A 26,155-nucleotide genomic window follows, 5' to 3' on the forward strand; every position below is an offset into this window, starting at 1 on the left:
TTGAACCCTTTTAATTTTTAGTAAAACTTATCTTGACATTTTTCCAGTAATCATCAATTCCTGAAAATTCAACACATCCCTAATCAGTACACCATTCCATTCCTTCTCAGTATCGATTAATGTTCCTCTATCTTTAAGACTAATTTCTCCCCATAGGATTCTAGGTAAAATATAATCATCTATTTCTTTTTCCTTCTGTTCGAGACTCAGTGCTTCATAGATCAACTTGCGCTTAACGGTAATGTAATAATTAAGTTTTTCCTTGTTTTCTCTCAAAATATCTTCATATTTTTTCCATGTAGTGATCACTAAATTAGAATCAACATCTGAACTAATTAGCTTCAAATCGTTGTAACTACAGGAAAAGGTGGAGTCTTTAAAATAAATTTTTTGACTAGATAAACAACAATTACCAATTTCTACAACTCTTTCTGTATTAATTTCTACCATAATTTTTGCTTTAATATGAGCCATAATCTTTCTTAAGGAAAAATCTAGTTCTTTTGTTAATTCATATTCATAGTTTAGATCATCCATCATCAGTCTAAAGGAAATTTCTTGTCCCTGATTATTCAAAAAAGAACAACTACGAAGTTTCGAGTTGTATCCAATATGAGCTAACTTAATAGCTTCAACACTTTCTACAACCCAGACTGTTCTTCCATATCGAATGTAATCATCTGTAATTTCAAGAGGATGAGAAGCATTAAAATAAAGATTTAAATTTAGCTTACGTTCTTTATTTTTGCGCTTCTGATCAAGAATTTTTTCTTTAATCTCTTTAACCATATTTTTGGCATTTTTTGAGACATTTAATTGAGATGCTAATTCAATAACTTTAAGAGAATATTCCACAAAAAAATCATCGTCAATATCTTTATCTGTTGGCAAGCAAAATATTTCAACTCCTATTTTAATAATAGATTCAGCTAGCTGATCTTTAGCCATCAAAAAGGAAGGATGAGTCATTGAATTTACTAACTCAATATCCACGACTTCTTGAATCTTAGCCAAAAGCTCTTTTTCATCAAAGTGTTTAGCATCTATCCCAAAATCAGCAATCTCCTTCAGAGCATTACAGCAGCTTTCTAAAAATTCATAAGATCGACCAAAACAGATTTGATAATGCTTTGGAAGAACTAAGAGTTCTATTAAGAACAAACTCTTAATTGAACCTAAATCCTTAAAGCGTATCGCTTCATCAAGTTTATTCCCATACTGTCGAGCAAACCATTTTCCTATGAATTCCCGGAATTCTTCATTCTGGTAATCAGGTTGATGAACATATTGCTCAAAAAAACTAAAATCTCCGAAAGTGAGAAAGTCATGTAGCTTTTTGTCCTTAAATATTATAAAGTGGAATTTTTTCTTCTGCTCATCTCGAAGATCCTCTAAATATGCTTCTGCCTGCTTGATCTTAAAGCCTTCTTTCAATTCAAACTGATTATCATTAATCTCTAGCTTTATTAAAAACCTTTTCTTCTTTGAGCGAATTGTAGTAGCAGATATATCTTCTACAGTATTGTATTCTTCAGGATCCAAGCCAAGTAGTGTAAAGGGATTAACATATACAACTACTGTATCTCGCCTGGATGCAATTAGAATTTTTTCACCAAACTCCTTAGAGATTTTTCCAAGCTGCCAATCCCCAATCTCCCCAAAGCTAATCATGCGCTGAGCAACTTCAACGTTTCGTTGAGGTGCTTTTATAAGCTGACGACAAAACTTGCGTAGCCACGACTGAAATGTAGACTGATCAATACTTACTGGCTGTTTAGCAAAGAAATCTTCAATCTCAGCTTTCTGCCATCCAGTGGATACACCTTCTAAGAGGCGTAAAAAGATTGACTCATATTGAGCATCTTCTAGAATCTGTTCGGGTTCCGGTGGCTTTCCCAAGTCACTTTTAACAAATTCTATTAAGGAAGGTAGCTTTCCTTGCCTAATGTATAACCATTTCTCATGGCGAGGAAGCGCTTTCCACCATTGCTCATATTTTCTCTCAAAAAAGATCTTGCTGCCTAGAGCTATGGTGACAAGCAGCATTAGTAAAAGTGGTAGAGTTATCAGCATCCTTTAAGCACTTGAACCTAGTACTTTACCATAGACGTTTTGACAAGTAATTTATATCTAAACTGACTCGTATTATCTAAGGGTTATAGAAATAATTAACCTGTCAGACTTTTTGTAGTAAACTACTAGGCTGAATTACAAATAAACGATCTAGGTGGAGTTTAATTAAATTCAACTCCCATGTAACAAACAAGGGAGGATGTCAAATTCGCAGAACAAATGTACTAAAATAACTCATAACTACTATTGAAGCCCCGAAAACACTGTAATTCAAGTGTTCTTACAAAATTGACCTGCTCCCACAAACAATGCCATTTAGTCAAAAAAAATTCAGGGCAAACCCATCTTTTTAGAAGCTTTTCTCAGAAGCAATGCAGTGGTGTCATGGGGGTTTTCCCCATGAGCAACTGCACCAAGAGGTGCTACCCCTGGCGAATTTAATTTGCCAACGTAAAGGCCACCTAACAGATATTTCAAAACTAATAATTATAAAAACTTATCGCTTGAATATCATATCCAGTAGGCATTTAAAAATAAGATGCGCTTACCCTGAAAAAAATTTTAGCTTATATTTTTTCAAGCCCATTGGGAGTATAGCATACAATATATTTTCTAGTCAATATCATTTCTACTTAATTCATTTACCCCATCCTTGGAGTATAGCAATCCTAAATCATTTGTAAAATTAGCAAAAATTGGAATCGTTGCTGGGCAAGGGTTATAGCGTTTGCTTTGGCCAATATATTTCACGAATCATTTAGGACTGCTATAGAACTAGACACAGGATATTAAGCAATGTTACAAACTCCTCCTTGTGTCACGTTCACTAGTTCCAAGCCTTGGAGGGTGGGGCTACCTGATGTCGGATAACCCAAGGAAAATTAATTAATTGATTAATTAGGCAATTGTCTGCTCATCAAGCTCTGTTTCAACAAATGCCTCAACACAGCACATTACACTACAAAATGTAACTTTTGTAATAAAGAAAACTTGTTATTCGGGTAGAACAGTCCTGGCTCAATCTATGAAATAATGACTTTCTAGAAGGGGGTCTTCTAGGTGTTGAAAATTATTCAGCACACTACGCAACAGCAGCTTTGCTTCTTTTTACTCCCTGGGGCTAGGCCACGCTACGCGAACGTTGAACCAAGAATCCCCCGGCATAAGGGCCGTGGGGAGTGTCAAGCACTTTTACTTGAGAAGATTCAAGCTGTGCTGTTGCTGTCTGAGTTTGACTACGAAGGAGAAGGAGTTTTTCTTCAGCCGTACTGATCTCAGTGCGAACCGCAACCAGTCTCTGCTGTGAAGTTTGTAACTGCCCTTGAGATTCTCCTGAAGTTTGTAACACTGTCAGTAATCCAGCGACTTCCACATCGTCAGGCTTGTATTTTGCTGCTTTTATGAACTACCCCGTCCTGATCGTTCGCCTTTGGCGTGGCCTACGGCCAGGACGGGGTGTCAGCAGACCCGTCCTTAGAACGTGATTTTTGACGCTTCATCTTCCCTAGTTGCTTCATAGATCCAGTATGTTTACTGGCCTTTGAAGTAGAGCTAGAAAATCCACGTTTGTCGAGGTCAATTCCGTACCCCGGCTGTTTTCCATTAGCCGCATTGAACATTACCATTGTGCTTGTTTTGTCCCTATCAAACTCAAACTCGCAAGCGTCACAAACGTGGTATCTATTCGACAGTTCAGCCCAACTTTTGTGAACTTTTCCACACTCTGGACAACGCTGAGATGGTTTTAATTGTCTAGTCGGCAATTGAAGGACAATTCCACCTTTGAGTTCAATTTTGTAGGTCAGCATTTTATTAAGAGTGCCGAACCCTACATCTAAAATGGCTTTGTTCAATCCAGCTTTTTGTTTCTTTCTTTGTGACCCTTTTTTAGCTTTTCGGGTCATCCCTTTTGTATTCAGTTTTTCGGTTACGCCGATGTCATAACGACTAGATAGGTCTGACGTAACTTTGTGTTGCCAATCTCTGCGCGCTAATCCAACTTTTCTCTTTAACTGGTATTCTTTTTTGTTCGCCTTTTTCCAACGCTTAGACGCTTTTATGCCTTTCTTGAAATTAGGAGCTTGTTTCCTACGCTTTTCCTTGCCAGCTGCCTTTGCCTTAGGTTCTAGAGTTTTACTAAAACGCTGGTTGGCTATCTCCTCGAATTCACTGCCATTGAAAGCTGTAATAGCTGTCTCAGTCCCCAGGTCATAAGCTACGATTTTCTCGTACGCTAAGTTAGATTCTGAACCGTATTTAGGGTCAGGGGTTTCTGTCTTGACGGTTATTGAAGCATACCAGGCGTTTATATTAGGTTTGTACGTAATCGTGAGAGTTGTTGGTGTCCCCCAAAACTTGGCCTGCCCACGCATCTTTATAGTGAGACCAAGGTCGTTTAGCGTTAAGGTACCATTTTTTCCATCAGTGTTAGCCTTCCAGCCAGCTTTACTGGGATAAGTCCATCCAGAGTATTTTCGGCTTGGCTTATATTTTGGAATTCCACCTAACCCTTGAAAAAAGCGATTATAAGCTAAATCTACTCTCTTCAGAGTGGCCTGCAAAGAAGTGCTATACAATTCACTATATTCCGGCCAGCACTTTTTGAAGTCAGGTAAGCAATTCTGTTGATCCAGATATCCTATAGACTTTTTGTTTGCTTTCCACTCATAACGACGATCGGCTATCCCGGCGTTGTAAAGCAACTGGTGCAGTTTCCTTGCGTAAAACATTTTTGACGTAGCTGTTTTGTTGGGATATAAACGGAACGTTTGCCTGAGAGTCGCCATAAGTGGAATCACCTCCTTGAATTCTGCGTTCTTTGCTTGCTATATTTTTAGTATAGTTGATGGTAAATAAAAATGTCAAACACAAAAAGGAAAAAACCTCAGAAAAGAATGAGGGGAGCACCTGCTCATTATGACGAACTAAAAAGACAGCATGGAATTTGGCTTACAGATACGACTTGGAAGTGGTTGCAGTTAGCAGCTAAAGACTCCGGGGTAAGCGTTGGAGAATATATAGAGAGTTGGGTTAGAAAACAAGTCTCTGGTATTTGTTCGCGTAGCGTGGCCAAAGGCCAAGGGGCTATCCATCCCCCACCTGAACGTTCGCGTAGCGTGGCCTTTGGCCAGGTGGGAGAATTTCGCCCCCTCAAACTCCCCCTACTTTTTTAAAGGAAGCGATCGCATGTTCGTAGCGACCGATGCGATAAAGGGCAAATCCTCGCTGTTTCCAAGCCAAAGAGTTTTGAGCATCAAGTTGAATCGCCTTGTCACAATCGGTGATTGCTTTTTCATATCGACCGAGTTGATAAAAAGCTGTGCCTCGGTCAATCCAAATTGAAGCAGCTTTGGCATCCACTTCCAGTACTTGGTTGTAGAATGCGATCGCCTCAGAATAGCGTTTCAAATCATAAAGCAGCACACTGGCAATTTTTTGGGGAATAATTGTCTGTACCAACTGCTGTTCAAATTCTGATGTGGCTTGAATTGAAAGTGCTTGCTTCCAGGCCGTAATCACCGCATCGTATCGTTTGAGTTTATGGAAAGCGTTGCCTTTTTCAAACCACGCTAAAAGGTAATTGGGCTTAATTTTAATCGCTTGATCATAGGAAGCGATCGCGGCTTCGTACTGGCCCAAGCTACTCAAGGTATCCCCTCGCCAATACCAAGCTAAGAAAGAGTCTGGCTGAAGTTTTACAATCTGCTCTAGTATCGTTATCTCTTCACTATACTTACCAATTCCTCGTAACTGACTGGCTTGTTGCCACAACTGATTGATCATTCTCCCTTGTGCAGCAACTTTCTCTGTCGAGGGGTTACGGCGGTCAAAATCCATCTGAGCAACGACACTTTGAGCATTAGCACTAGCCATACTTGTCGTGATCAAAGTAGCTAGAGATACTACTACTTGAAACGGTAAATTTTTCATCTTTGGTGGTTAAGGAGTATTATAGTTGACTTAAAATTAGGGGTTACACTCATAATATTCCCAGCAATCCTGCCAAAGACACAGTTACAGGTATCACCATCGAAATGTTTTACCCCAACACCAAGGAAAGCGATCGCTACCAATCCTCCAAACACGCCCTAGACTTCTTCGGGTAGTTTGTGCCTTCGTGGTTCAATAAAAATCCTCTTACCCTAACTACCATACAATTATCTGTAGCATCTAATACTGTGAAATCATTAATGTAAAATGATTAACCTCTGGACTATCACCGCTATTGACCAACACGCTCACAACCTCCTAACTCCTGAAGCTGCTGCTAATTATCCCTATCCTGCCTTCTTCAGTGAAGCCTATGACCCTGATATCATTAATCATCATGCCCGTCACACCCTTTTCTACAAACGAAGCCTTCGGGATATTTCCCAACTCTTAGAGTGTGAACCAGAGGAAGAGGCAATTCTTGAACGTCGCCAGACATTGGGATTAAAAAAACTAACCCAGCAGTGTTTTCAATCATCTCAACTAGAAGCAATTTTCTTAGATGATGGTTTTCTGCCAAATGAGATTCTTCCTAGAGAATGGCATGAACAATTTCTGCCAGTAAAGCACATCCTTCGTTTGGAATATCTAGCAGAAAATCTAATCCGTGAGATAGATGACTTTGCTACCTTCCTAGACCGTTTCCGCTACAACATTGACCCACCACCACCAGAAGTGGTAGGCTTCAAGAGTATTGCTGCTTATCGTACAGGTTTGGATATCCAACTGATACCAGAGGAGGTAGCTAAGGAACGTTTTGATGCCTTCAAGCAAGAAGTCTTGAGGGGAAAACCCCTGCGGCTGGTAGATAAGCCTTTAATTGATTTCTTGATTACCCAAGCGCTAGAGATGGCGGCTAAACATGGACTACCTGTGCAGTTTCATACAGGGTTTGGTGACCCAGATTTAGACTTGCCGCTGGCTAATCCAGTTTATATGCGTTCGCTTTTGGAAAACCAACGCTTCCGTAACGCTCCGATTGTCCTGCTGCATGGGTCTTATCCCTATACCCAAGAAGCCGGTTATCTAGCAGCCGTCTATCCTCAGGTCTATTTAGATTTCGGGTTAGCGGTGCCTTTTTTAAGTGTAGCTGGGATGCGTAGCGTGGTGCAGCAGTTATTGGAATTTGTCCCAACCAGTAAACTGATGTATTCTTCTGATGCTCACAATATCCCGGAATTATATTACTTGGGAGCCAAGTGGGCACGGATAGTATTGGCACAGGTTTTGGAGGGAGCGATTCAGGATGGGGATTTGACTGCTAAGGAGGCGGAGTCGGTTGCTATGGGAATTTTGTGTGATAATGCTCGTGTGCTTTATAGGGCTAATGGTTCTTATGGTTCTTGATGAAACTGCAAAAGCCCATAGACACCCTAGCGCTTCGGTGCAGGGTAGGACAGGAAGAGGAAAAGGATTATTGGGTAAGCATTCAGCTATCAGTCGTCAGCCGTCAGCTTAAAACAAGCTATTTGGCTGACGATCTCAACGGACTCAAAGCCAAAGACTATGAATTCCTGGCTCGGGCACCTCAAGTAGCGTGGCCGAAAGGCCAGGGAACTGAGATTAAACCAATGGTTACCTCTTTCATTCAAAAGCACCGATTGCGCTACTTGAGGTGCTGCGCGAACAGTAGCGTGGCACAGGCTTCGACCCTGTAAGGTAGCGCTAATCGCTGACCGCTGAAAGCTGAAAGCTGACGGCTGAATGCTTACATTATTTGAGTTTCTGTTTTCCGGATACAGTGGCAGGAATGTTGGAGTTAAAAGAAGTAGATGAAATTTAATTACCACCCTGAGCCGTTCCTTCGGGCTTAGGGTTTTTTTGCTGGACTTTCTGCCAAAATCCAACGATTACCCAAATCTTAAAATAGCTCAGCTAAAGTTATTAGCAACTTATTTTGATTCCTGCGCTTAAAGTCTTAGGGGTTTTGTTATTGTTAGGTGGTAATATTAGAAATGAACAATAAATAGTTAGCGATAGACTAACTAAACATTAATTACTAGTCAGTAGCTAACATAAGGCTAAAAATAAACCTGTTTTTATTTTCCCTCTCCTCCTATCCGTTACATCCGTTACCCATAAGTGGCAGTATCTATCCTAGATTGGTACTTTTAGCTTACCTTAACCCAACACAATTTTAAGATGACCCGTGTAATTGGCTTAATGAGCGGTACATCTGTAGATGGCATCGATGCTGCACTAGTAGAGATTTCTGGCTCAGACTTAGATTTAAAGATTGAGCTACTGGCTGGTGCTACCTATGGCTACCCCACTGAACTCAGGGAGAAAATTCTAGCCGTCTGTGCTGGAACTCCCCTATCCATGGCAGAATTGGCAGCATTGGATGATGCGATCGCATTTCAATTTGCCCAAGCAGCATTGGCAATTGGGAGTGGTCATCCCCCCGCTGACTTAATTGGCTCCCATGGTCAAACAGTATACCATCGACCATTAGGGGTGAAAGGTGTTCGCGTAGCGTGGCCGCAAGGCCAAGGTTCATCCGAGTTGAAAGTTGGCCGGTTGAATGTTGTTCGCGAAGCGTGGCCGAAAGGCCAAGGTTTTCCAGACAAGCTGCAACCTGCTAATCTAGCTTACTCGAACGCCAAAGGCGAACAACCTGATAACCTTCAACCTGCAACGGAAACTAACCTTCAACCTGATAACCTTCAACCTGCTAACCTTCAACCTGCTAACCTTCAACCTGATAACCTTCAACCTGATAACCTTCAACCTGCTAACCTTCAACCTGCTAACCTTCAACCTGCTAACCTTGAACCTGCAACGGAAACTAACCTTCAACCTGATAACCTTCAACCTGCTAACCTTCAACCTACTAACCTTCAACCTGCTAACCTTCAACCTGCTAACCTTCAACCTGTAACGACTCTGGGATATAGCCTTCAACTGGGACGGGGAGAGGTGATTGCTGAGATTACCGGTATCAAGACCATCAGCAATTTCCGTGTGGCTGACATTGCTGCTGGGGGAGAAGGTGCGCCTCTGGTTCCTAAGATAGATGCCTGTTTGCTCCGGTCATCTACCCATAACCGATGTATCCAAAATATTGGTGGTATTAGTAATGTTACTTACTTGCCAGTTAGTGAAGGGAACTGGTTGGATCAGGTATATGGCTGGGATACTGGTCCGGGGAATGCCCTGTTAGATTTGGCTGTCGAGTATTTTACCAACGGTAGAAAAACCTATGATTACAATGGAGAGTGGGCAGCGAGTGGCACTCCCTGTGAGGCTCTGGTCGAACAGTGGCTTGCTCAAGAGTTCTTCAAGATACCGCCACCAAAATCTACCGGACGAGAGTTGTTTAGTCTAGATTATCTCAAGCAGTGTTTGGTAGAAAGTGAAGCCTATAACCTTGCTCCTGCTGATTTCCTGGCAACACTCACAGAACTCACTGTTGCCTCTATTGTTGAGAGCTATCGCAACTTCTTGCCTCAAATGCCAGATCAAGTACTCTTGTGTGGTGGAGGGGCAAGCAATTTATACTTGAAGCAACGGCTGCAAATTAGACTAGATTCGGTGCCAGTATTAACCACTGACCAGGTTGGGTTAAGTCGGGATTTTAAAGAAGCGATCGCATTTGCTGTTTTGGCTCATTGGCGTAACCTGGGTATTCCGGGAAATCTGCCTCAAGTAACCGGTGCTTCAGAGGCTGTATGTCTAGGAAACCTCTATTCTCCGAGATCGCAACACCCATCATCCTAAAACTGGGTATTTTAGCGATGCAGTGGCCTCACGGGGAGGCAGCGCGGTCTTGGGGAGGCAGTGCGGTCTTGGGGAGGCAGCGCGGTCTTGGGGAGGCAGTGCGGTCTTGGGGGTTCCCCCCATGAGCAACTGCCGTGGTTTCCCCCATGAGCGACTGCCGTTCCCCCAGCAACTGCCGTGGTTTCCACCATGAGCGACTGCCGTGGTTTCCCCCACTCGCGCTTTGCATCAAGACAGGGATCGTAAGGGTTGTCAAATGCAGTTAATAAGCTGCTGTTGCCATATCAGCTTAGAATCCCCCGTGGGTGAGTCTGGGGGAGAGTTCAACTAGTTTGTCTGTTGCTCCCTAGGAGTTGTGCTACTCGTGGAAGTTTGCCAATGGGATAACCTGAGGGGGTAAACCCCACAACCTTAGGTATAGCAGCTAGAATGAGTGGGGAACGATGAGAGGGTAATATTCAGTAACAGATAAAGAGTAACACCGTGGCTCACACCTTTTTATTGGAGGCAGGACGCTGGAGACTTCGGGGCAATTGGCTGGAACGCAATGGAAAATTAATTGTAGTCAGAGGTGGGACGATGGTTACCTGGAGTCGGGAAAACTGGTTTACCATGGTCACAAAACTGGTTTTTCCCAATAGTGAACGGGAGGATATCTCTTGCCAGTATCTAGGGCGTCTCGATACTGGGGAGCAGAAGTATACCTTTGTCTTACAGCACAGCCTCCTAGGTCGTGTCGAGGGAGAAGGCTGGGTGGCTCCAGAATCCATTGTGCAACGGTATTGGGTATTAGGGGATCGCCAACGACGCAGTGGTTTTGAAACCCGGTATCAACGTAATGAAAATATATACTATCTCTCCAGTAGCATTATGGCAGGTCATTATCTCAGTAGCACAATGGAAGCAACTTTGGAACGTCAGCAAAAATAGAAGTATTCTGGAATAAAGGGAGTTTTAAAAGCAGTACACCTGTGACCTTGCTATTTAGTTCATCTTCCTTAGTCCTTAGTCAGTTTTCTCCTTAGTCTTTAGTCCTTAGTCCTTTGTGATCCACATTAAGTCTCCTGGTATTTGCAAAAGACCAATGACCGATGACTAGTGACTAATGATTCATGAACACGTTACTTTCCAGATCTCACCAAAGAACTTATGATCACAGACCCTAACAAAGGTCGTCTACTCGCCAATCGCTATCAACTGGTCAAGTTGATCGGCAAAGGTGCTATGGGTCAAGTGTATCAAGCCAAAGATATGCTATTGGGAGGTGTAACGGTTGCTGTCAAGTTTCTCTCCCATACATTATTGAACCAAAAAATGCGCGATCGCTTTGAGCGGGAAGCAACGATTTGCGCTTTGCTTGGTGAGAAAAGCAATCACATCGTGCGAGTTAGGGACTATGGCATAGATGAAAACGATATTTCCTTCTACGTCATGGAATACTTGGCAGGGGGAAATTTAAGCGAAATAATTCACACTAAAACCCTATCCTTACCCCGATTTTTGCATATTACCCGCCAAATTTGTCTGGGATTACAATGTGCTCACCAAGGCATTGTATTTAAAGGCACACTCACTCCAATTGTGCATCGCGATATTAAACCCAGTAACATTCTCGTTGTCGAAGATTCCTCCTTCGGTGAACTGATCAAAATCCTTGACTTTGGCATTGCTAAGCTTCTTCAGTTTGATGGTTCTCAAACCCATTCTTTTATGGGTACCCTAGCCTATTGTTCACCGGAACAAATGGAGGGAAAGGAACTGGATAAACGCTCTGATATCTATAGTCTCGGGGTGATGATGTTTGAGATGTTAACTGGTCACATGCCCATTCTTCCAGAAGATCATTCCTTTGGTAGTTGGTACAAAGCTCATCACTTCAGCCCACCTAAATCCTTTGCATCGATTAACCCCAAGCTAAAGCTGCCGAAGTCCCTAGAGAACCTAATCATGACCTGTATAGCGAAAGAGGTATGTGATCGTCCTCAAAATGTCGGGATTATCCTACGAGCATTGGATTCATTAAACGAAGGTCATGATCGCGGTCGCTATCTGGGTCATCGGATTCAAACAATACTATCCGAGAAGCCTCTGAGTAAGCCAACACAAATACTTCCCGTATCAGGGAATGATATTTGTCGGCAAACCTCCTGGCCCGATGACAAGCCTAAAGCATCTATTGTCTTTCCTAAGATAATTCGTACCACTAGCACAACCTTTCCTACCCTCTGGGTGATGCTTACTAAAGAAGAGATTGATAACCGTCAGGTTAGTACACGCTACAACCAATTCTTGTATGTGATGGTACCTCATCCAATGGTGCTATGGATTACCGCAGTGCATAATCGCTACCACGGTGCTTGTTGGCTTCCTTGCTACTTAGACCTCAAAACAAATCAGGGTCAGAACATAATCAGACTTTTGGGAGATACTGGATATTACCGTATTTTGTTTTTTGCCAAATCACAACCAGAATACTGTGCTAATGTAATGACCTCAACCATTGCTCCTGCCCAACGCCAGCTATTCATTGATTGGGGGAATTCGTCTAAGACAATAAACTCAACTCATCAAGCAATGTTGAGCAAACGCATACTTAAGCAAGAGTTTGAAAAGCTGAAGCCAAAGATTTTGATGAAGTTAGAAGCTGCTCATACAGATTACCCTACTGATATTTCAGGTTAAAACAAGTTACATGCAACAAGTTACTGGTAACTTGTTACTTGATAAGAGATTTATTTTTTTTATTGGTTCTTCAGTACCTTTTATGCTAAAGTTCCAGTTAAAAAAACTCATAAAGCTTACTGTACAAGCGATGCAGCGCGGTCTTGGGAAGGCAGCGCGGTCTTGGGGAGGCAGCGCGGTCTTGGGGAGGCAGTGCGGTCTTGGGGGTTCCCCCCATGAGCAACTGCCGTGGTTTCCCCCATGAGCGACTGCCGTTCCACGGGGCAAACAGCGGTGCGGACGCAGGTTCCGCACACAGACCCATGCGCCATGAGCGACTGCCGTGGTTTCCCCTATGAGCGACTGCATCAAGACAGGAAAATTATGCTATTCAACTAACAAAAGTTACTGAATACAGCCTCTTACCACTGTTCCCTATTCCCTATTCCCTGTTCCCTATTACAGACTGTTTATTTAGCATAACAATTACGGAAGAGCATTCTTATTTTCGATTTTGCCTATTAAACCCTTAGCCAAAACTAATATAGGGATAGCATCAACTCCCGCTGATACTTTTTCGTCAGGGGATGGTCATTACCGAGCACATCAAACACCGCAATCATGGATTTTCTTGCACCATCATCTCTATAGTTACGATGTTTACTGACAATTTCTAAAAATATGTTGAGTGCTGCTTCATAGTCTCCCTCTACAACTAACCGAGATGCCTGAGCAAATAACTGATCTAATTCACTTTCTCCAATAGGATTCGCCTGTTGCTTAAACTGAATCAAGGCTCTGATTGCCTGAGCTCTGGGGAAGTATTCTCGATCATTGTATCCAATGGTTTCTAACAGTGTGGTTGCCTCTTCTTCCTGATTAATATTAACCAAAAAATTGGCTGCTTCAATGACTAAACTTTGATTTTCTGGATACTTGGCAATTAGCTGCTCAAACAGCTGTTTGGCTCGGGATATATCCTCAGTTGCCATGGCAACCCGAGCTTCTTCTAGTCCAATGTCTAGCTCAGACTTCAGATTTAACCTAGCCAACATTTCCCGCAACTGAATCTCTGGTAAAACCCCTACAAAGCCAGGAATCATATCACCTTTGGTGACAATTCTGACATCGGGTACTCCCTCAATTTTCAAGTTGTTCGCTAAGTCTTGGTTGCGGTCAATATCAACTTTTGCTAAAACAAAGTCATATTCTTTAGCTAGTTTCTCTAAGGTTGGTTTGAGCAGTTGACAGGGGCCACACCAGGTAGCAAAGAAGTCTACTAATACAGGCTTCTCAAAAGACTTTTCTAAAACTTCAGTGGCGTAGTTGCTGCTAGTAACGTCTACAGAAAAACCCATATCAATTATTTCCGTTATCCTGTGAAATGAAAGATAAAATGTAAGCATTCAGCTAATGCTTACGAATATAGGGAATAGGAAGAAGAAGGAGGGGAAAATAGCAGGGAATTTCTACCAGAAAATATCCCCTTTCCACACTCCTAACTTCCCCCACCCTCGACATTAAGTCAAGGTTTGAGCCTTAACCAGGGTGTCATTCCCCTCTAACCCTTACTCAGCCCGCAGAGGATGTAGCTAAGACTTTTCCTGAGCTGGATGCTGCACTGTCCCGGCTAGATTCTACGAGCTTGCCTAGGATAGCGCTAACGTTAGTCTTGGCATCACCGAAGAGCATATTGGTGTTTTCTTTGAAGAACAGGGGATTGCCAACGCCAGCATAGCCACTGGACATTCCCCGTTTCATCACCACAACTGTACCAGCTTTCCAAACCTCTAAGACTGGCATGCCAGCAATTGGGCTACTGGGGTCTTCCATGGCACTAGGGTTAACGGTATCATTAGCACCAATCACGAGTACTACATCGGTTTCTGGGAAATCCTCGTTAATCTCATCCATTTCTAGAACGATATCATAAGGCACATTTGCTTCAGCCAGCAGCACGTTCATGTGTCCTGGTAGTCGTCCAGCAACTGGATGAATGCCAAAGCGAACATTGATACCGGCATCCCTCAAAATCTTGGTAATATCGGACACCGGATGCTGAGCCTGAGCTACTGCCATGCCGTAACCGGGAACAATCATAACACTCTTGGCCCCTTGTAGCAGCTCTACGGTATCTTCTACTGTGGTCTCGGTGACTTGACCTTCGGGCTGATCACCAGCTTTCGCTTTAGCTGTAGTTCCTGCACCTTCGCCGAAGCCACCTAAAATCACGCTGATGAAGGAGCGGTTCATGGCTCGGCACATGATGTAGCTGAGGATAGCACCACTACTACCTACTAGCGCACCAGTGATTATCAGTAGGTCATTGGACAGCATAAAGCCTGCAGCAGCAGCCGCCCATCCGGAATAACTATTGAGCATGGAGATGACCACTGGCATATCAGCACCCCCAATCGCAGCTACTAGGTGGATGCCTAAAACTGATGCGATCGCAGCCATAATCAACAGGGGTTGCAGACCAGCTGTCCCCTCTGCTGTCATGAACTGGTAACCCAGCCCGATCACAGCCCCAAGCATAGCCAGATTGAGTACGTGGCGTGCTGGCAACATTAGGGGTTTGCTGCTGATGATAGCTCGTAGTTTCCCAAAGGCTATCACTGAACCGGTGAAGGTAATTGCCGCAATGAACACACCAATATAAATTTCTAACTGGTGAATAGTTACTTCTGCACCCGTTAGAGATTCCTCCGCTTGCAGGTAATTGGCAATACCCACCAGTACAGCTGCAAGACCGACAAAACTATGGAGAATTGCTACCAGTTCTGGCATGGAGGTCATGGCTACCCGAGATGCCACGATCGCACCAATTATCACTCCTGGTAGAATCATCCCTCCCAGAGTGAGGTATGCGGTTACATTGCTACTTAGGGCAGTGGCAACAAAAGCAATCAGCATCCCAAGAATGCCGTAAATATTGCCTTTACGGGCGCTTTCCTGGTTAGACAATCCCCCCAGGCTGAGAATAAATAAAGCACTAGCTGCAATATAGGCAACTGTCAACAGATTATTTGACATAGTCTCCTTAGTTTTATGGTGTTCAACTTGGTTGTTCGCGTAGCGTGGCCGAAAGGCCAAGGTTAGTTGGTTGAATGTTGAAGGTTAGTTGGTTGAAGGTTAGTTGGTTGAAGGTTAGTTGGTTGAATGTTAGTTGGTTGAATGTTGAAGGTTAGTTGGTTGAAGGTTAGTTGGTTGAAGGTTAGTTGGTTGAATGTTGAAGGTTAGTTGGTTGAAGGTTAGTTGGTTGAAGGTTAGTTGGTTGAATGTTGAAGGTTAGTTGGTTGAAGGTTAGTTGGTTGAAGGTTGAAGGTTGAAGGTTAGTTGGTTGAAGGTTGAAAGTGGTTTGGTTGTTCGCCTTTGGCGTTCGGTGTAGGGTGGGTGGTTTGGTTGTTCGCTTAGCGTGGCCTTTTGGCCAAGGTTCATAAGATAACCTGTAACCTTCAACCTGTAACCTTCAACCTGTAACCTTCAACCTGTAACCTTCAACCTTCAAACCTTCAACCTTCAAACCTTCAACCTTCAACCTTCAACCTTCAACCTTCAAACCTTCAACCTTCAACCTTCAAACCTTCAACCTTCAACCTTCAAACCTTCAAACCTTCAACCTTCAAACCTTCAACCTTCAAACCTTCAAGGGTCTAACCTATTTCTGAAACATCTTGAGCATGCGTTGGGTGACTAGGAAGCCACCGGAGATGTTGATGGTTCCAACTAAAATTGCGATCGCACCCAGAATGGTAGTGGGTGAGGTAGCTGCGCCGGAAATTTGCAGCATTCCACCAATGATGATGATGCCGCTAATGGCATTAGTAACACTCATCAAGGGGGTGTGCAGGGCTGGTTTTACGTTCCAGATCACTTGCCAGCCTACGAAGCAGGCCAGGATAAATACCGTGAAGTGGGAGAGGAAAGAAGGTGGTGCTCCGATTCCCAAGCCAATTAGGGCGAGTCCCACTAACACTGGCCAGAGCAAGCCCATGATACTCTTTGATTTCTTGGTCTCTGGCACAGACTGCTCTTGAGTTGCCGCAGTCTGGGGTTCCGGTGCCGGTTTGGGAGGTGCTGGAGGTGTAGGCCGCTTGGGTGGGGGCCAGGTTACATCCCCAGCGTTTAGCACTAAGGCTCCCCGAACCACTTCATCCTCCATATCGACACGGTAATTTTCACTACCACCCATGTCCTTGAGGAGATGACAAAGGTTGGTGCCATAGAGTTGGCTAGATTGAGTTGCCATACGGCTGGGTAGGTCAGTTAATCCAATGATGGTCACACCTTTGTATTTGTAGACCTCATTGGCTTTGCTCACCTCACAGTTGCCCCCTTGCTCAGCTGCCATATCGACAACCACTGAGCCTTCTTTCATACTCGCTACCATTTCCTCAGTGATCAGTAGCGGCGCTTTTTTACCGGGGATCAGGGCAGTGGTGATGATGATGTCCACTTCTTTAGCCTGTGCGGCGAACAATGCCATCTCCGCCTCGATGAACTCTTTACTCATCACCTTGGCATAGCCCCCAGATCCTGTACCGTCTTCTTTGAAGTCCAGTTCCAGAAACTCTCCCCCCATGCTCTCCACTTGTTCCTTAACCACGGGGCGGGTATCGAAGGCGCGCACAACAGCACCCAGACCTTTAGCGGTACCAATAGCAGCTAGTCCAGCTACCCCAGCACCAATCACCAACACTTTAGCTGGGGGAACTTTCCCCGCTGCAGTAATTTGCCCAGTAAAGAAGCGACCAAAGTTATTGGCTGCCTCAATCACAGCCCGGTAACCAGCAATATTGGCCATAGAACTGAGGGCATCCATCTTTTGGGCCCTAGTGATGCGAGGTACCGCATCCATAGCCAACACTGTAGCCTTACGGCTTGACAGTTGTTCCAGCAGTTCTTGGTTTTGGGCTGGCCAGATAAAGCTGATTAAAGTGCCATTTTCCGATAGCAACTCAGACTCATGTTTGTTTAGAGTGGGATGCATCTGAGGGGGACGCACTTTTAGAACAATATCTGCCTCTGACCAAAGGCTATTCGCATCAGGGATGATTTGGCATTCTGCTTGTTCGTAAGCATGGTCAGGAAAATTAGCTGCCTCTCCTGCTCCGGATTCAATTAGCACATCAAAGCCAAGTTTCTGGAGCACCTTTGCTGTATCCGGTGTAGCAGCTACCCGGCATTCACCTGGGTAAATTTCTTTCGGGATACCAACCTTCATGCGAGTTTTGGTTGGCTGTAAATCTAACGTTTCAGCCTCTTTGGGAATGGCTAGGGTCATTGACTCTCCTTCAGTTGTCTAAATGAAATAACGACGGAAAATTCGTTGATGACTACAGTGGGTCTAGAGGCATCAGGCAAAGGATGTCCAGACCAGCCACTTTCAGGGGCTAAGGCCACCGTATTTCCTAACATAGCTTTTAGTCATGGGTGACACATACTCCTTAGGTGAGGACAACAAGAATCAGGAAAACTGGCAATAATAACTGTTTTCCCTAACTATTTTCGGTAAATAGAATCAGGTAACAACTTGTTTTCAAAATGTTGTCCCTTGTTGACAATCTATCGTTCTATTTCTTTTGATTTCGAGTGGTTTTTAGCAACTGGTAGCTTCTTGCTGCTGGGGATGTTCACCCTGTTGAAAGGATTCCCAAGTTCAACTAGAACGGGATCAGTTTGCCCCCTGACACCGCCAATGCCCTTAAGGGTTGGTGATTGACTCGCTCTTGAGAGGAAAACCTCCCAGCCTTAATCGTCTGATCAGCTGACTGGCTTCCCATCTGTGCTACTTGTCCTTGTATGCTACTTGTCGTGGTATCCAACACCAGGCATGGCCTCTTGCTGAATTTGAACTGCTGGCATCAATTTCTCTATATAAATTTCTCTGACTGTTCAAAGACATGTGTCCCCATAACCCGATCTCTGTTTGGATTCTATGGTGATCTTCCAGAAGAGAGGATTATTTTTAACTTGTTTTAGGAATTGTGCTGTTCCACTCAGTTCTCGTAGGTAATCTTTACTAGTCAGATCGATTCCGTCACTGACTATAGATGATGATGGTAATGGTGTAATAAAGTGTTATAGGTGATTAAAGTGTAGCGATAGTGTTTTGAAATTGGTATGAGGGTAAGCATTCAGCTATCAGCTATCAGCCATCAGCTATCAGCTATCAGCCATTGGCTGTAGGCCAAGCTACTTTGAATCAAATAAGCTGACGGCTGACCACTGACCGCTGACCGCTGACCACTGACCACTGACCGCTGACCGCTGACCGCTGACCGCTGAATGCTTACGTATTAGGGATATATTGCGTATATATATTGCGTATATTTTTGCGTATATATATATAAGTAGTACAGTAAAAAAACAAATAACTGTTAACTGTCAGCTCAAGTCAGCAGCATTAGATTTATGCTATCCACACAATCTTCCATCAAACGTCTGATTTCCGCGATCGCATTAGCTGGTTGTGTCTTGACCGGGCTATCGGTTCGGAGCTTAGCCCAGAGTAATCCCGGATTGGTACTCTGGAGTGGTGTTAAGCGGGAAAATATCCTGAGATATCACCTAGATTTCAACGGTGCCCCCAATTACTGGGATCGTTACCGCTTGAGGATTCCCAAGAAGAAAATGGAATTGGGAGTCGCTCAGTTTTCTATTTCTTATCCAGATTACTACGATGGTAAGTTCGACGTGGACAAAATTGAGGTGCGCGTTGACGGTAAATCCCTCCCGGTCTCTGAAGTAGTCTGGGACAAAGAAAATTATAGCGTTCAGATTTACATGGAAGAGGCAGTTCCAGCCAATGAAAATGTGGAATTAGTATTTTCCAATGTCAAAAACCCTGATGGGGGTACTTATTACTTCGTTTGTTATGTCTTAACCCCTGGTGATATTCCACTACCCCGTTATCTCGGTACTTGGATTGTTAGTATTGGTCGTTAATCTATTGTAGTTCTGAATTGGGTGAGATAAATCGTCCTAGGTTTTAGGGAGCAGGGAGTAGGGAGTAGGGAGTAGGGGAAAGAGTGTTGGTTTTCCGGTGTAGGGTAACCGTCACCCCGTCATAGCCTCTCCCCATCTCCCCAAAGCGCCCCCATTCAGAATTTAAATCGGTGACAGCTTATTCCCACTCTCCTCCTCACTACACCTGCCATACCCCCTTATTGATTAGACCTCCCAGAAAAACTAGCGAAGTCTATTGATCGCTTGTGCTAATTTGATTTGTTTTTGATTTGTTTGTGATTTCCCTTTTGTCTACATCAGTGAATATTTCGAGTCCCTTGGGAGTAGCCTTTAGGTGAAAAAGGTACCGACCGTTGATCATATAGATTGTGGTGATAGCTCCTATAGCAAAGATCAGGACTCCACAGAGCGGTAAGGTAATTTGCCAAACTGGGAAGTTGTGCTTACTTGGTTTTTTCTGTTGATTCTTTAACATAGTGATTGAGCACTTAAAGACGACTCTTCGTTAAAGCCTGGTAATTCCCGGCAAGTTCCGGGATTACCTAGCGAAGATGCAGACTAAGGATTAATTTCCTACGTTGGTTTGGTCATGACACCCAGGAGTGAACTCCAGCTCCTGGCTCTGTCGCTAACTATTAAGAAAAGGCAAAATGTGTAGTTAGCCTAACAAGCCGCTCCAACATTGTCGAGGAACACGTTACCGATTTGAGCTGCACTAAAAATGCAAAATTATGTATTCGTCATAGACACAAACAAACAACCATTAAACCCGATTTCCCCAAAGAAAGCCCGCCGATTGTTGGACAAAGGGAAAGCTGCGGTTTTCAGGATGTATCCATTTACGATCATCCTGAAGACTGCGATCTCAGCTCCGACTATCTCACCAAGTCAAATCAAGATAGATCCCGGGAGTAAGACGACTGGGTTTGCTCTAGTCCAAAACGGCCAAGTTATTTGGGCGATGGAGTTAGAACATAGAGGATCACTCATTAAGAAAAAACTAGAATCTAGAAGTGCCGTTAGGCGTGGGAGACGTAACCGCAATACTCGTTACAGAAAGCCAAGATTCCTCAATCACAAGCCTTCATTGGGTTGGATCGCTCCTAGTTTAGAGCATAGGGTCTTGACTACTGAAACCTGGGTCAAAAGGCTGATCAAGTTTTGTCCAGTTGATGAGATTTGGATTGAAAGAGTTAAGTTTGACACCCAAAAAATGCAGAATCCCGAAGTTAGTGGCGTCGAGTACCAACAAGGAAATTTAGCAGGGTACGAAGTGAGGGAGTATTTGCTTGAGAAGTGGGGAAGGGAATGTGCTTATTGTGGCAAGCAAAATACCCCCCTACAGATTGAGCATATTCATCCAAAATCCAAGGGTGGAAGCGATAGAGTTAGTAATCTTTGTCTGGCTTGCGAGAAATGCAATCAGAAAAAAGGAAATAAACCTATAGAGGAATTCCTAACTTTGAAACCAGACTTGTTGCGGAAGATCCTAGCCATTGCCAAACAGCCATTAACAGATGCAGCGGCAATGAATACAACTCGGAACAAGATACTCAAGGCTCTTAAAGCTATAAAACCTGTAGCTACTGGTACAGGTGCTCAGACAAAATACAACCGGACGAGGCTGAGATTACCTAAGCAACATTGGATTGATGCTGCTTGTGTTGGAAACCTCAAAACTCTGACATTGAGGACATCTCAGCCACTATTGGTTACCTGCAAAGGACACGGTGGTAGACAAAAAGCTGCACTCAACAAATATGGCTATCCGATCAGGCACAACCCACTTAGGCCAATTAAGGGTTGGATTACTGGGGACATTGCTAAGCATCAGAAATTGGGGATAGGTAAAGTAACCCCCAGAAGTAGGGGAAGTTTTGGATTTACTCCTCTAGGGGAGAAGGGTTACAAGAGTTGTAAACCTCAAGACATATCAGCGGTACATAGAAAAGATGGATATACCTACAGGTTCTGCAAGAATCTGCCAGGTTTTGCCTGGAAATAATACTCCTAAACTTTCCTGTTGGAATAGCCACGATTTTCTCTTGAGTGCCTGTCTAGACGCTACAAACTATCGAACAGGCTTTCACTCAGAGTAGAATTCCTACCCCAAAGAAGTTTTGGGCAAAATTAGTAGGCATGTTCTGTTACCGCCTACTAGGAGCTTTAGAGTCTGATTACGAGGCTACATAGTTAATGTGCCGGTTCAAGGATTCTGTGACATTGACTGGCTCATTCCTATAGAGGTGCTGCTATTCAAAATTCAACCACCCTCTTTTTTTGGGAAATTTTACCGAGAGGGTGTCACAATTTCTGACAGTTCTGCACATATATATAGAAGAGGCAATCTGATCATTTGCGTAGCAGCCTACTGTGCTACGCCTAAAAAATAGGTCGTCTCTTTAAGCTGAGGGGGTGACATGTAAGCTTAAATCCTTACTGGGTAATACGTTCAGCCGATATGTTACTTCAGGTGCGCTTTCCGTTGGCGAATTAAATTCGCCACGGGTCGCACCTGAAAGATACATGGTGTTTTGGACTGACCTTGGACGTAATTATCAGAGTTTGAGCTTCCAGAACATCAAAGTAGGGTCAATTTGTGAGTTTATCTTTGCTAAGATAACTGGCCTCAAAGCCTTATATAATAGGCTTTTCAGGGCTCATGTCACCCCCTCAGCTCTTTAAGTAGTCAATAGCGCTAGCTATTACTCGCAAAACAAATCCTAAAATAGGAGACACTGTCCCATGCAAAAAGTAAATTATCCACCAAAACTTACCCGTAACGTAGAGGAACATTTTCAAACCACAAATAATCAAAAAATTATGATTATTTTTAATGTTTTCATATAAAAATAATATATTTAGTTATATAAAGTACTTTTATTATAGGTTTGAGGGAGTAGTAAAAAGTGGCAATAATTGAATGTATATTATAAGTAATAAAAACGGTATAAATGACTGTATAAAAAACCTTAAATCCTAGGGACAAGTTTGAATCAGCGGTTAAACATTTATTTAACCAAACTTATTCAGAAACTAAGGAAGCAACATCTTATGCTGCATTATTTAACGGAATAAATAAAAAACTACGGCAATTTAATTTTCCGGATGACCAAATATACGAGGTAATTAATGAAACCTATTTACGGGGAATAAAACTCCTAGAATCAGGGCAAGAGATTAAAAACCCTAGAGCCTGGATTAGGAAGACTTCGTTAAATGTCATCCGTGAGATGAGCCGGAAACAAAAAAAAGAGCAATTATGGGACTCTAATTTAATAGAGCATCAAATAGCACCAGAAGACAGCCATAGCCTTTGCTCAGAAAACTCTGAAGATGAAGACTTAAGGCTGCTGGAGCTAGCCCTTAAAAAGTTAGACCCAAAGGACTCCAAACTAATCGTCTTACGGGAAATAGAAGGCTTGTCTTGGAGACAAGTAGTAAACCATCTAGCTTCTAAGGGAGAATATATTACTGAGGCGTCTGCCAGACAGCGAGGTAAACGTGCCCTAAAGCGTTTACGTAATATCTTTTTTGAGCTTAATAATCATCATCAGTAAACAAAATATTATGATTAGCTATAGCTAATTAGGGTGCGTAAAACGCTTGGTTGCATTCCTGATATGATTGTCCCAAGCGTTATTAAAAAAAAATAAATAGCTAATTTTTATAAATTTATCCAATTATTAAAGCCTGTAAATAAGGATAAATTACCAATAAATCAAATGTCAACCAAAAACACAAAAAAAAAAATTAAATTAGCAGAAGAGTATCGCCAGTTAATAGCTCTTCCGGTTTTGTCTGAATTAGAGGCAAATCGGATGGCAGAAATCCTAGAGCTAGCATATCTTGATGAATCCCTTAACTGCTTAATTGAGGAAATTGAAATGACCGAATATTTAAAACTAGAAAAGTGGAATCAAGGTCTTCGGAATTTACTGAAGGTGGTTTCAACAGAGGAGCCATCCCCAAGTACACCATGGCAGGACTAAACTATCTGAAGGGATATAAGCATATGCGCTACGCGCAGGCTACGCCAACAGTGGTCAGCGGTCAGTGGTCAGCCTTGTGGCACAGGCTTCCAGCCTGTGACCTAACTCATTAGCTGATAACTGATAGCTGATAACTGATCGCTGATAGCTGATCGCTGATAGCTGATCGCTGATAGCTGATAGCTGATAACTGATCGCTTAGCTTGATAGATCACCCCTTGACATGGTATTATGAAAAGTCAGCTATAGTTGGCAATCAATCCTTCATAGTATTCCTTAATAGTATTCCTCCAGCAAACCCATGACTCAACGCACTCTAGGCGGGACCAACCGTAAGCAAAAAAGAAAATCCGGTTTTCGTGCCCGGATGCGCACCAAAGATGGTCGCAATGTGATTAGAGCTCGCAGAAGCAAGGGACGGCGTCGTCTCTCGGTCTAGTCATCCAAGCATTGATGCCGACCTGCTGCAAGTAAAAGGTAAAAGGTGAAGAAACAGCCATTTTCCCTGGCTCTTCTGCCTTTATCCTGATCAAGGCATTGACAAAATCAAGGATTAAAGTTAAGCATTGGGATTGCCTCAAGCCAATCGACTTAAGCACTGGCGAGATTTTAAGCAAGTCTATCGCTCAGGTATTCGTCGTTCAGGGCGTTACCTAACATTACGGGGCTTACAACAGAGTACTATTTCCCCGATTGCCAAAGAAACCATTGCGCCAGAAAAATCCCTACCAGACAATCACCCTCCCTCTCGTCTTGGCATCTCCATCAGCCAAAAAGTTAGTAAGAAAGCAGTTGTTAGAAATCGGATTAAGCGGCAAATTAGAGCCGCCCTCAGGCAGTTATTACCACGCCTATCCCCCGGTTGGAAACTAGTCATAATAGTAAAACCAGAAGCTAGAGAGTGCGAATATGCACAACTTTTGAGAGAATTAGAGAAGTTGTTGGTAAAAGCAGAGGTGCTAGATGGGCATTAGAGAAGATGTATTTTATGAGGGTGGTCCCCACCGGGGAGATCTGATCATTAGCATATTGTTGGCATTTACGATTATATTCATACCTCTAACAGTAGCTGCTATAGTCCGGGCTCTATGGCTACGGTATCGGATTACCAGCCGCCGGATATCAATAACTGGGGGTTGGCGGGGACGCGATCGCTCAGATGTGATTTACTCTGAAGTTTCTAAGATTGCCACAGTTCCCCGTGGTATAGGAACTTGGGGAGATATTGTGGTTACCCTAAAAGATGGTAGCCGTTTGGAAATGCGGGCAATACCCCGGTTTAGAGAAATTTACGACTACATTGCCGAACGAGCAGCAGACAAAACAGGCAAAGCCGTTAGTGCCATCAAAATGATGTAGACAGAACATTGAACAGAAAACCTTGACATCGGTCACTTGCCCTGATCTAGTCTTCCCTTGCCTACATCTGGCCACCTAAATCGGTTAAACTCCTTGATGTCAGTAGATATACCTGATAAAAGTCGGAAACCCGAACCGCATAGGGACGGAGATTAGTTACATTAGACACAGAAAACTTTACAATAGCGCCTAGGTTAACGTCAAACGAATGGACTTTGGTATCGGATTTATCTCCAACAACATCATGCTGCCAATCCTGGATTTCTTTTACGGGATTGTGCCTAGCTATGGTTTAGCCATAATAGCCTTGACCCTGGTGATTCGCTTTGCCCTCTTCCCTCTTAATGCTGGCTCCATTCGCAACATGAGGCGCATGAAAGTCACCCAACCCTTGATGAAGAAGCGGCAAGAAGAAATAAAAGAGCGCTACAAGGATGACCCGGCTAAACAGCAGGAAGAAATGAGTAAGCTGTTCCAAGAGTTTGGCAACCCCCTAGCCGGTTGTTTGCCACTGTTGGTACAAATGCCGGTTCTGTTTGCCCTATTTGCCACCTTGCGGGGATCACCCTTTGCAAACATTAACTACGACGTCAACTTACAAATTTTTCCCCAAGAACAGCTGGAATATATCCAGCCTAAAGTCTTTACCACCAAACCCCAAAATATTTACATTACCGATGGCTTACATGAACCAGTCATCGCCCTACTTCCGGCAGGAAATAAGCTGGTAGTTGGGGAAAAAACCAAAGTAGAGTTTCAAACTGTTGAAGGTCAACCCTTAAACCAACTAATTGCTCAGCATCCAGAAACCGATATCAGTCCCACTTGGCAAATAGTCAACGGAGAGGACCGCTTACGTATTCTTGAAGATGGGACACTAGAAGCCCTGATGCCTGGAGAGGTAAAGCTTCAGGGAACCTTAACGGGAATAGCTGCTAACAAAGGCTTTCTATTTATTGATGCTTTAGGAAGAGTGGGTGCTTTTGATGACGATGGCACTATCCACTGGGATATCGTAGGAATGATTCTCTTCTTTGGGATCAGTTTGTACGTCAACCAGCTGTTGTCAGGTTCAGGTGCAGGTTCAGGGCAAGCCGGTGACCAGCAAAAGGCAGTGAATCAGATTACTCCAGTATTGTTTTCTGGCATGTTCTTATTCTTTCCCCTGCCAGCTGGGGTATTGATGTATATTGTTGTAGCTAATATATTTCAAACTATCCAGACTTTCATTCTATCCCGAGAACCTCTGCCAGAGAATTTGCAAGAAATAGTTGAGCAGCAGGAAAAAGAGGCAAAAAGACAAGCAGCTAAGTCTGGAGAGGGTCGAGAGGCATTGCCTTTTGAGCCCAAGCGTTCAAAGAAAAAGGCATCAAGTTAGCATCAAGATA

General features: G+C 43.4%; 23 protein-coding genes and 2 pseudogenes. 16 read left to right on the plus strand and 9 right to left on the minus strand.

The features are described 5' to 3' along the window. Positions 1-27: 27 nt before the first annotated feature. Entirely contained in the window at positions 28-2,073 is a 2,046-nt protein-coding gene (locus F6J90_RS25560) for a hypothetical protein (protein ID WP_293099877.1), read from the minus strand. Positions 2,074-3,132: 1,059 nt separating this feature from the next. Here F6J90_RS25560 and F6J90_RS25565 point away from each other — a divergent pair. Then, complete coding sequence (locus F6J90_RS25565; RefSeq protein ID WP_293099879.1) at positions 3,133-3,345, plus strand: hypothetical protein; 213 nt, start codon at positions 3,133-3,135, stop codon at positions 3,343-3,345. 167 nt (positions 3,346-3,512) lie between these two features. On the opposite strand, the gene F6J90_RS25570 is transcribed toward F6J90_RS25565, so the two are convergent. Further along, entirely contained in the window at positions 3,513-4,859 is a 1,347-nt protein-coding gene (locus tag F6J90_RS25570) for a transposase (RefSeq protein WP_293099882.1), read from the minus strand. Between the two features lie 72 nt (positions 4,860-4,931). On the opposite strand from F6J90_RS25570, the gene F6J90_RS25575 reads away from it, so the two are divergent. Continuing rightward, the gene (locus tag F6J90_RS25575) at positions 4,932-5,246 is read left to right on the plus strand and encodes a hypothetical protein (RefSeq protein WP_293099885.1); all 315 of its coding nucleotides are present in this window, start codon (positions 4,932-4,934) and stop codon (positions 5,244-5,246) included. Here the strand turns inward: F6J90_RS25575 and F6J90_RS25580 are convergent. Continuing rightward, positions 5,224-6,003: a tetratricopeptide repeat protein gene (locus tag F6J90_RS25580; RefSeq protein WP_293099887.1), complete on the minus strand. Its 780-nt coding sequence runs from the start codon at positions 6,001-6,003 to the stop codon at positions 5,224-5,226. The two genes, F6J90_RS25575 and F6J90_RS25580, sit on opposite strands and share 23 nt — an antisense overlap. 267 nt (positions 6,004-6,270) lie before the next feature. Here F6J90_RS25580 and F6J90_RS25585 point away from each other — a divergent pair, with 267 nt between their 5' ends. The 4 genes and pseudogenes from F6J90_RS25585 to F6J90_RS25600 all read left to right on the plus strand — a co-directional run. Then, positions 6,271-7,410, plus strand: a complete 1,140-nt coding sequence (locus F6J90_RS25585) for an amidohydrolase family protein (protein WP_293099890.1) — start codon at positions 6,271-6,273, stop codon at positions 7,408-7,410. Further along, on the plus strand, positions 7,410-7,721 hold the full coding sequence (locus tag F6J90_RS25590) for a hypothetical protein (protein ID WP_293099892.1): 312 nt from the start codon (positions 7,410-7,412) through the stop codon (positions 7,719-7,721). Before F6J90_RS25585 ends, F6J90_RS25590 begins: the two co-directional genes overlap by 1 nt. 484 nt (positions 7,722-8,205) lie before the next feature. Beyond that, positions 8,206-8,514 (plus strand): annotated as a pseudogene (locus tag F6J90_RS25595) (anhydro-N-acetylmuramic acid kinase); the annotation flags it as partial. A gap of 339 nt (positions 8,515-8,853) precedes the next feature. Next, positions 8,854-9,783: pseudogene (locus tag F6J90_RS25600) on the plus strand (anhydro-N-acetylmuramic acid kinase); the annotation flags it as partial. On the opposite strand, the gene F6J90_RS25605 reads toward F6J90_RS25600, so the two are convergent. Further along, complete coding sequence (locus tag F6J90_RS25605) at positions 9,775-9,999, minus strand: hypothetical protein (RefSeq protein WP_293099895.1); 225 nt, start codon at positions 9,997-9,999, stop codon at positions 9,775-9,777. The pseudogene F6J90_RS25600 and the gene F6J90_RS25605 sit on opposite strands and share 9 nt — an antisense overlap. A gap of 267 nt (positions 10,000-10,266) precedes the next feature. Here F6J90_RS25605 and F6J90_RS25610 point away from each other — a divergent pair, with 267 nt between their 5' ends. Next, positions 10,267-10,713: a hypothetical protein gene (locus F6J90_RS25610; RefSeq protein ID WP_293099897.1), complete on the plus strand. Its 447-nt coding sequence runs from the start codon at positions 10,267-10,269 to the stop codon at positions 10,711-10,713. A 219-nt stretch (positions 10,714-10,932) separates the two neighbouring features. Next, positions 10,933-12,465: a serine/threonine-protein kinase gene (locus F6J90_RS25615; protein WP_293099899.1), complete on the plus strand. Its 1,533-nt coding sequence runs from the start codon at positions 10,933-10,935 to the stop codon at positions 12,463-12,465. 116 nt (positions 12,466-12,581) lie between these two features. On the opposite strand, the gene F6J90_RS25620 is transcribed toward F6J90_RS25615, so the two are convergent. The 5 genes from F6J90_RS25620 to pntA form a co-directional block, all read right to left on the minus strand. Continuing rightward, positions 12,582-12,707 carry a hypothetical protein gene (locus F6J90_RS25620; RefSeq protein WP_293099902.1) on the minus strand — a complete coding sequence of 42 codons (126 nt, stop codon included), beginning with the start codon at positions 12,705-12,707 and terminating at the stop codon, positions 12,582-12,584. Positions 12,708-12,983: 276 nt separating this feature from the next. Then, positions 12,984-13,802: a tetratricopeptide repeat protein gene (locus F6J90_RS25625; protein ID WP_293099904.1), complete on the minus strand. Its 819-nt coding sequence runs from the start codon at positions 13,800-13,802 to the stop codon at positions 12,984-12,986. 214 nt (positions 13,803-14,016) lie between these two features. Next, positions 14,017-15,480, minus strand: coding sequence for a Re/Si-specific NAD(P)(+) transhydrogenase subunit beta (pntB, locus tag F6J90_RS25630; protein WP_366513887.1), 1,464 nt, complete (start codon positions 15,478-15,480; stop codon positions 14,017-14,019). A 270-nt stretch (positions 15,481-15,750) separates the two neighbouring features. Next, a complete protein-coding gene (locus F6J90_RS25635) occupies positions 15,751-15,885 on the minus strand; it encodes a hypothetical protein (protein ID WP_293099909.1) in 135 nt (44 codons plus the stop codon). Positions 15,886-16,105: 220 nt separating this feature from the next. Continuing rightward, positions 16,106-17,731, minus strand: coding sequence for a Re/Si-specific NAD(P)(+) transhydrogenase subunit alpha (pntA, locus tag F6J90_RS25640; RefSeq protein ID WP_366513851.1), 1,626 nt, complete (start codon positions 17,729-17,731; stop codon positions 16,106-16,108). A gap of 1,130 nt (positions 17,732-18,861) precedes the next feature. Here pntA and F6J90_RS25645 point away from each other — a divergent pair. From F6J90_RS25645 to yidC, 8 genes are all read left to right on the plus strand, one after another. Next, positions 18,862-19,395: a DUF2808 domain-containing protein gene (locus F6J90_RS25645; RefSeq protein ID WP_293099912.1), complete on the plus strand. Its 534-nt coding sequence runs from the start codon at positions 18,862-18,864 to the stop codon at positions 19,393-19,395. A gap of 742 nt (positions 19,396-20,137) precedes the next feature. Next, entirely contained in the window at positions 20,138-21,421 is a 1,284-nt protein-coding gene (gene iscB, locus F6J90_RS25650; RefSeq protein ID WP_293099914.1) for an RNA-guided endonuclease IscB, read from the plus strand. Between the two features lie 1,123 nt (positions 21,422-22,544). Further along, positions 22,545-22,976, plus strand: coding sequence for an RNA polymerase sigma factor (locus F6J90_RS25655; protein ID WP_293100768.1), 432 nt, complete (start codon positions 22,545-22,547; stop codon positions 22,974-22,976). Positions 22,977-23,141: 165 nt separating this feature from the next. Further along, positions 23,142-23,408 (plus strand): hypothetical protein, encoded by a 267-nt coding sequence (locus F6J90_RS25660; RefSeq protein WP_293099917.1) that lies wholly within the window; start codon positions 23,142-23,144, stop codon positions 23,406-23,408. Between the two features lie 301 nt (positions 23,409-23,709). After that, the gene (gene rpmH, locus F6J90_RS25665) at positions 23,710-23,847 is read left to right on the plus strand and encodes a 50S ribosomal protein L34 (protein WP_044494288.1); all 138 of its coding nucleotides are present in this window, start codon (positions 23,710-23,712) and stop codon (positions 23,845-23,847) included. A gap of 127 nt (positions 23,848-23,974) precedes the next feature. Beyond that, positions 23,975-24,382 carry a ribonuclease P protein component gene (gene rnpA, locus F6J90_RS25670; protein WP_293099919.1) on the plus strand — a complete coding sequence of 136 codons (408 nt, stop codon included), beginning with the start codon at positions 23,975-23,977 and terminating at the stop codon, positions 24,380-24,382. Continuing rightward, on the plus strand, positions 24,372-24,767 hold the full coding sequence (locus F6J90_RS25675; RefSeq protein WP_009148774.1) for a PH domain-containing protein: 396 nt from the start codon (positions 24,372-24,374) through the stop codon (positions 24,765-24,767). The genes rnpA and F6J90_RS25675 overlap by 11 nt, the downstream gene beginning before the upstream one ends. Positions 24,768-24,975: 208 nt before the next feature. Next, on the plus strand, positions 24,976-26,145 hold the full coding sequence (gene yidC / locus F6J90_RS25680) for a membrane protein insertase YidC (protein ID WP_293099923.1): 1,170 nt from the start codon (positions 24,976-24,978) through the stop codon (positions 26,143-26,145). Positions 26,146-26,155 lie beyond the last annotated feature (10 nt).

The sequence above is a fragment of the Moorena sp. SIOASIH genome (assembly GCF_010671925.1).
Taxonomy (GTDB): domain Bacteria; phylum Cyanobacteriota; class Cyanobacteriia; order Cyanobacteriales; family Coleofasciculaceae; genus Moorena.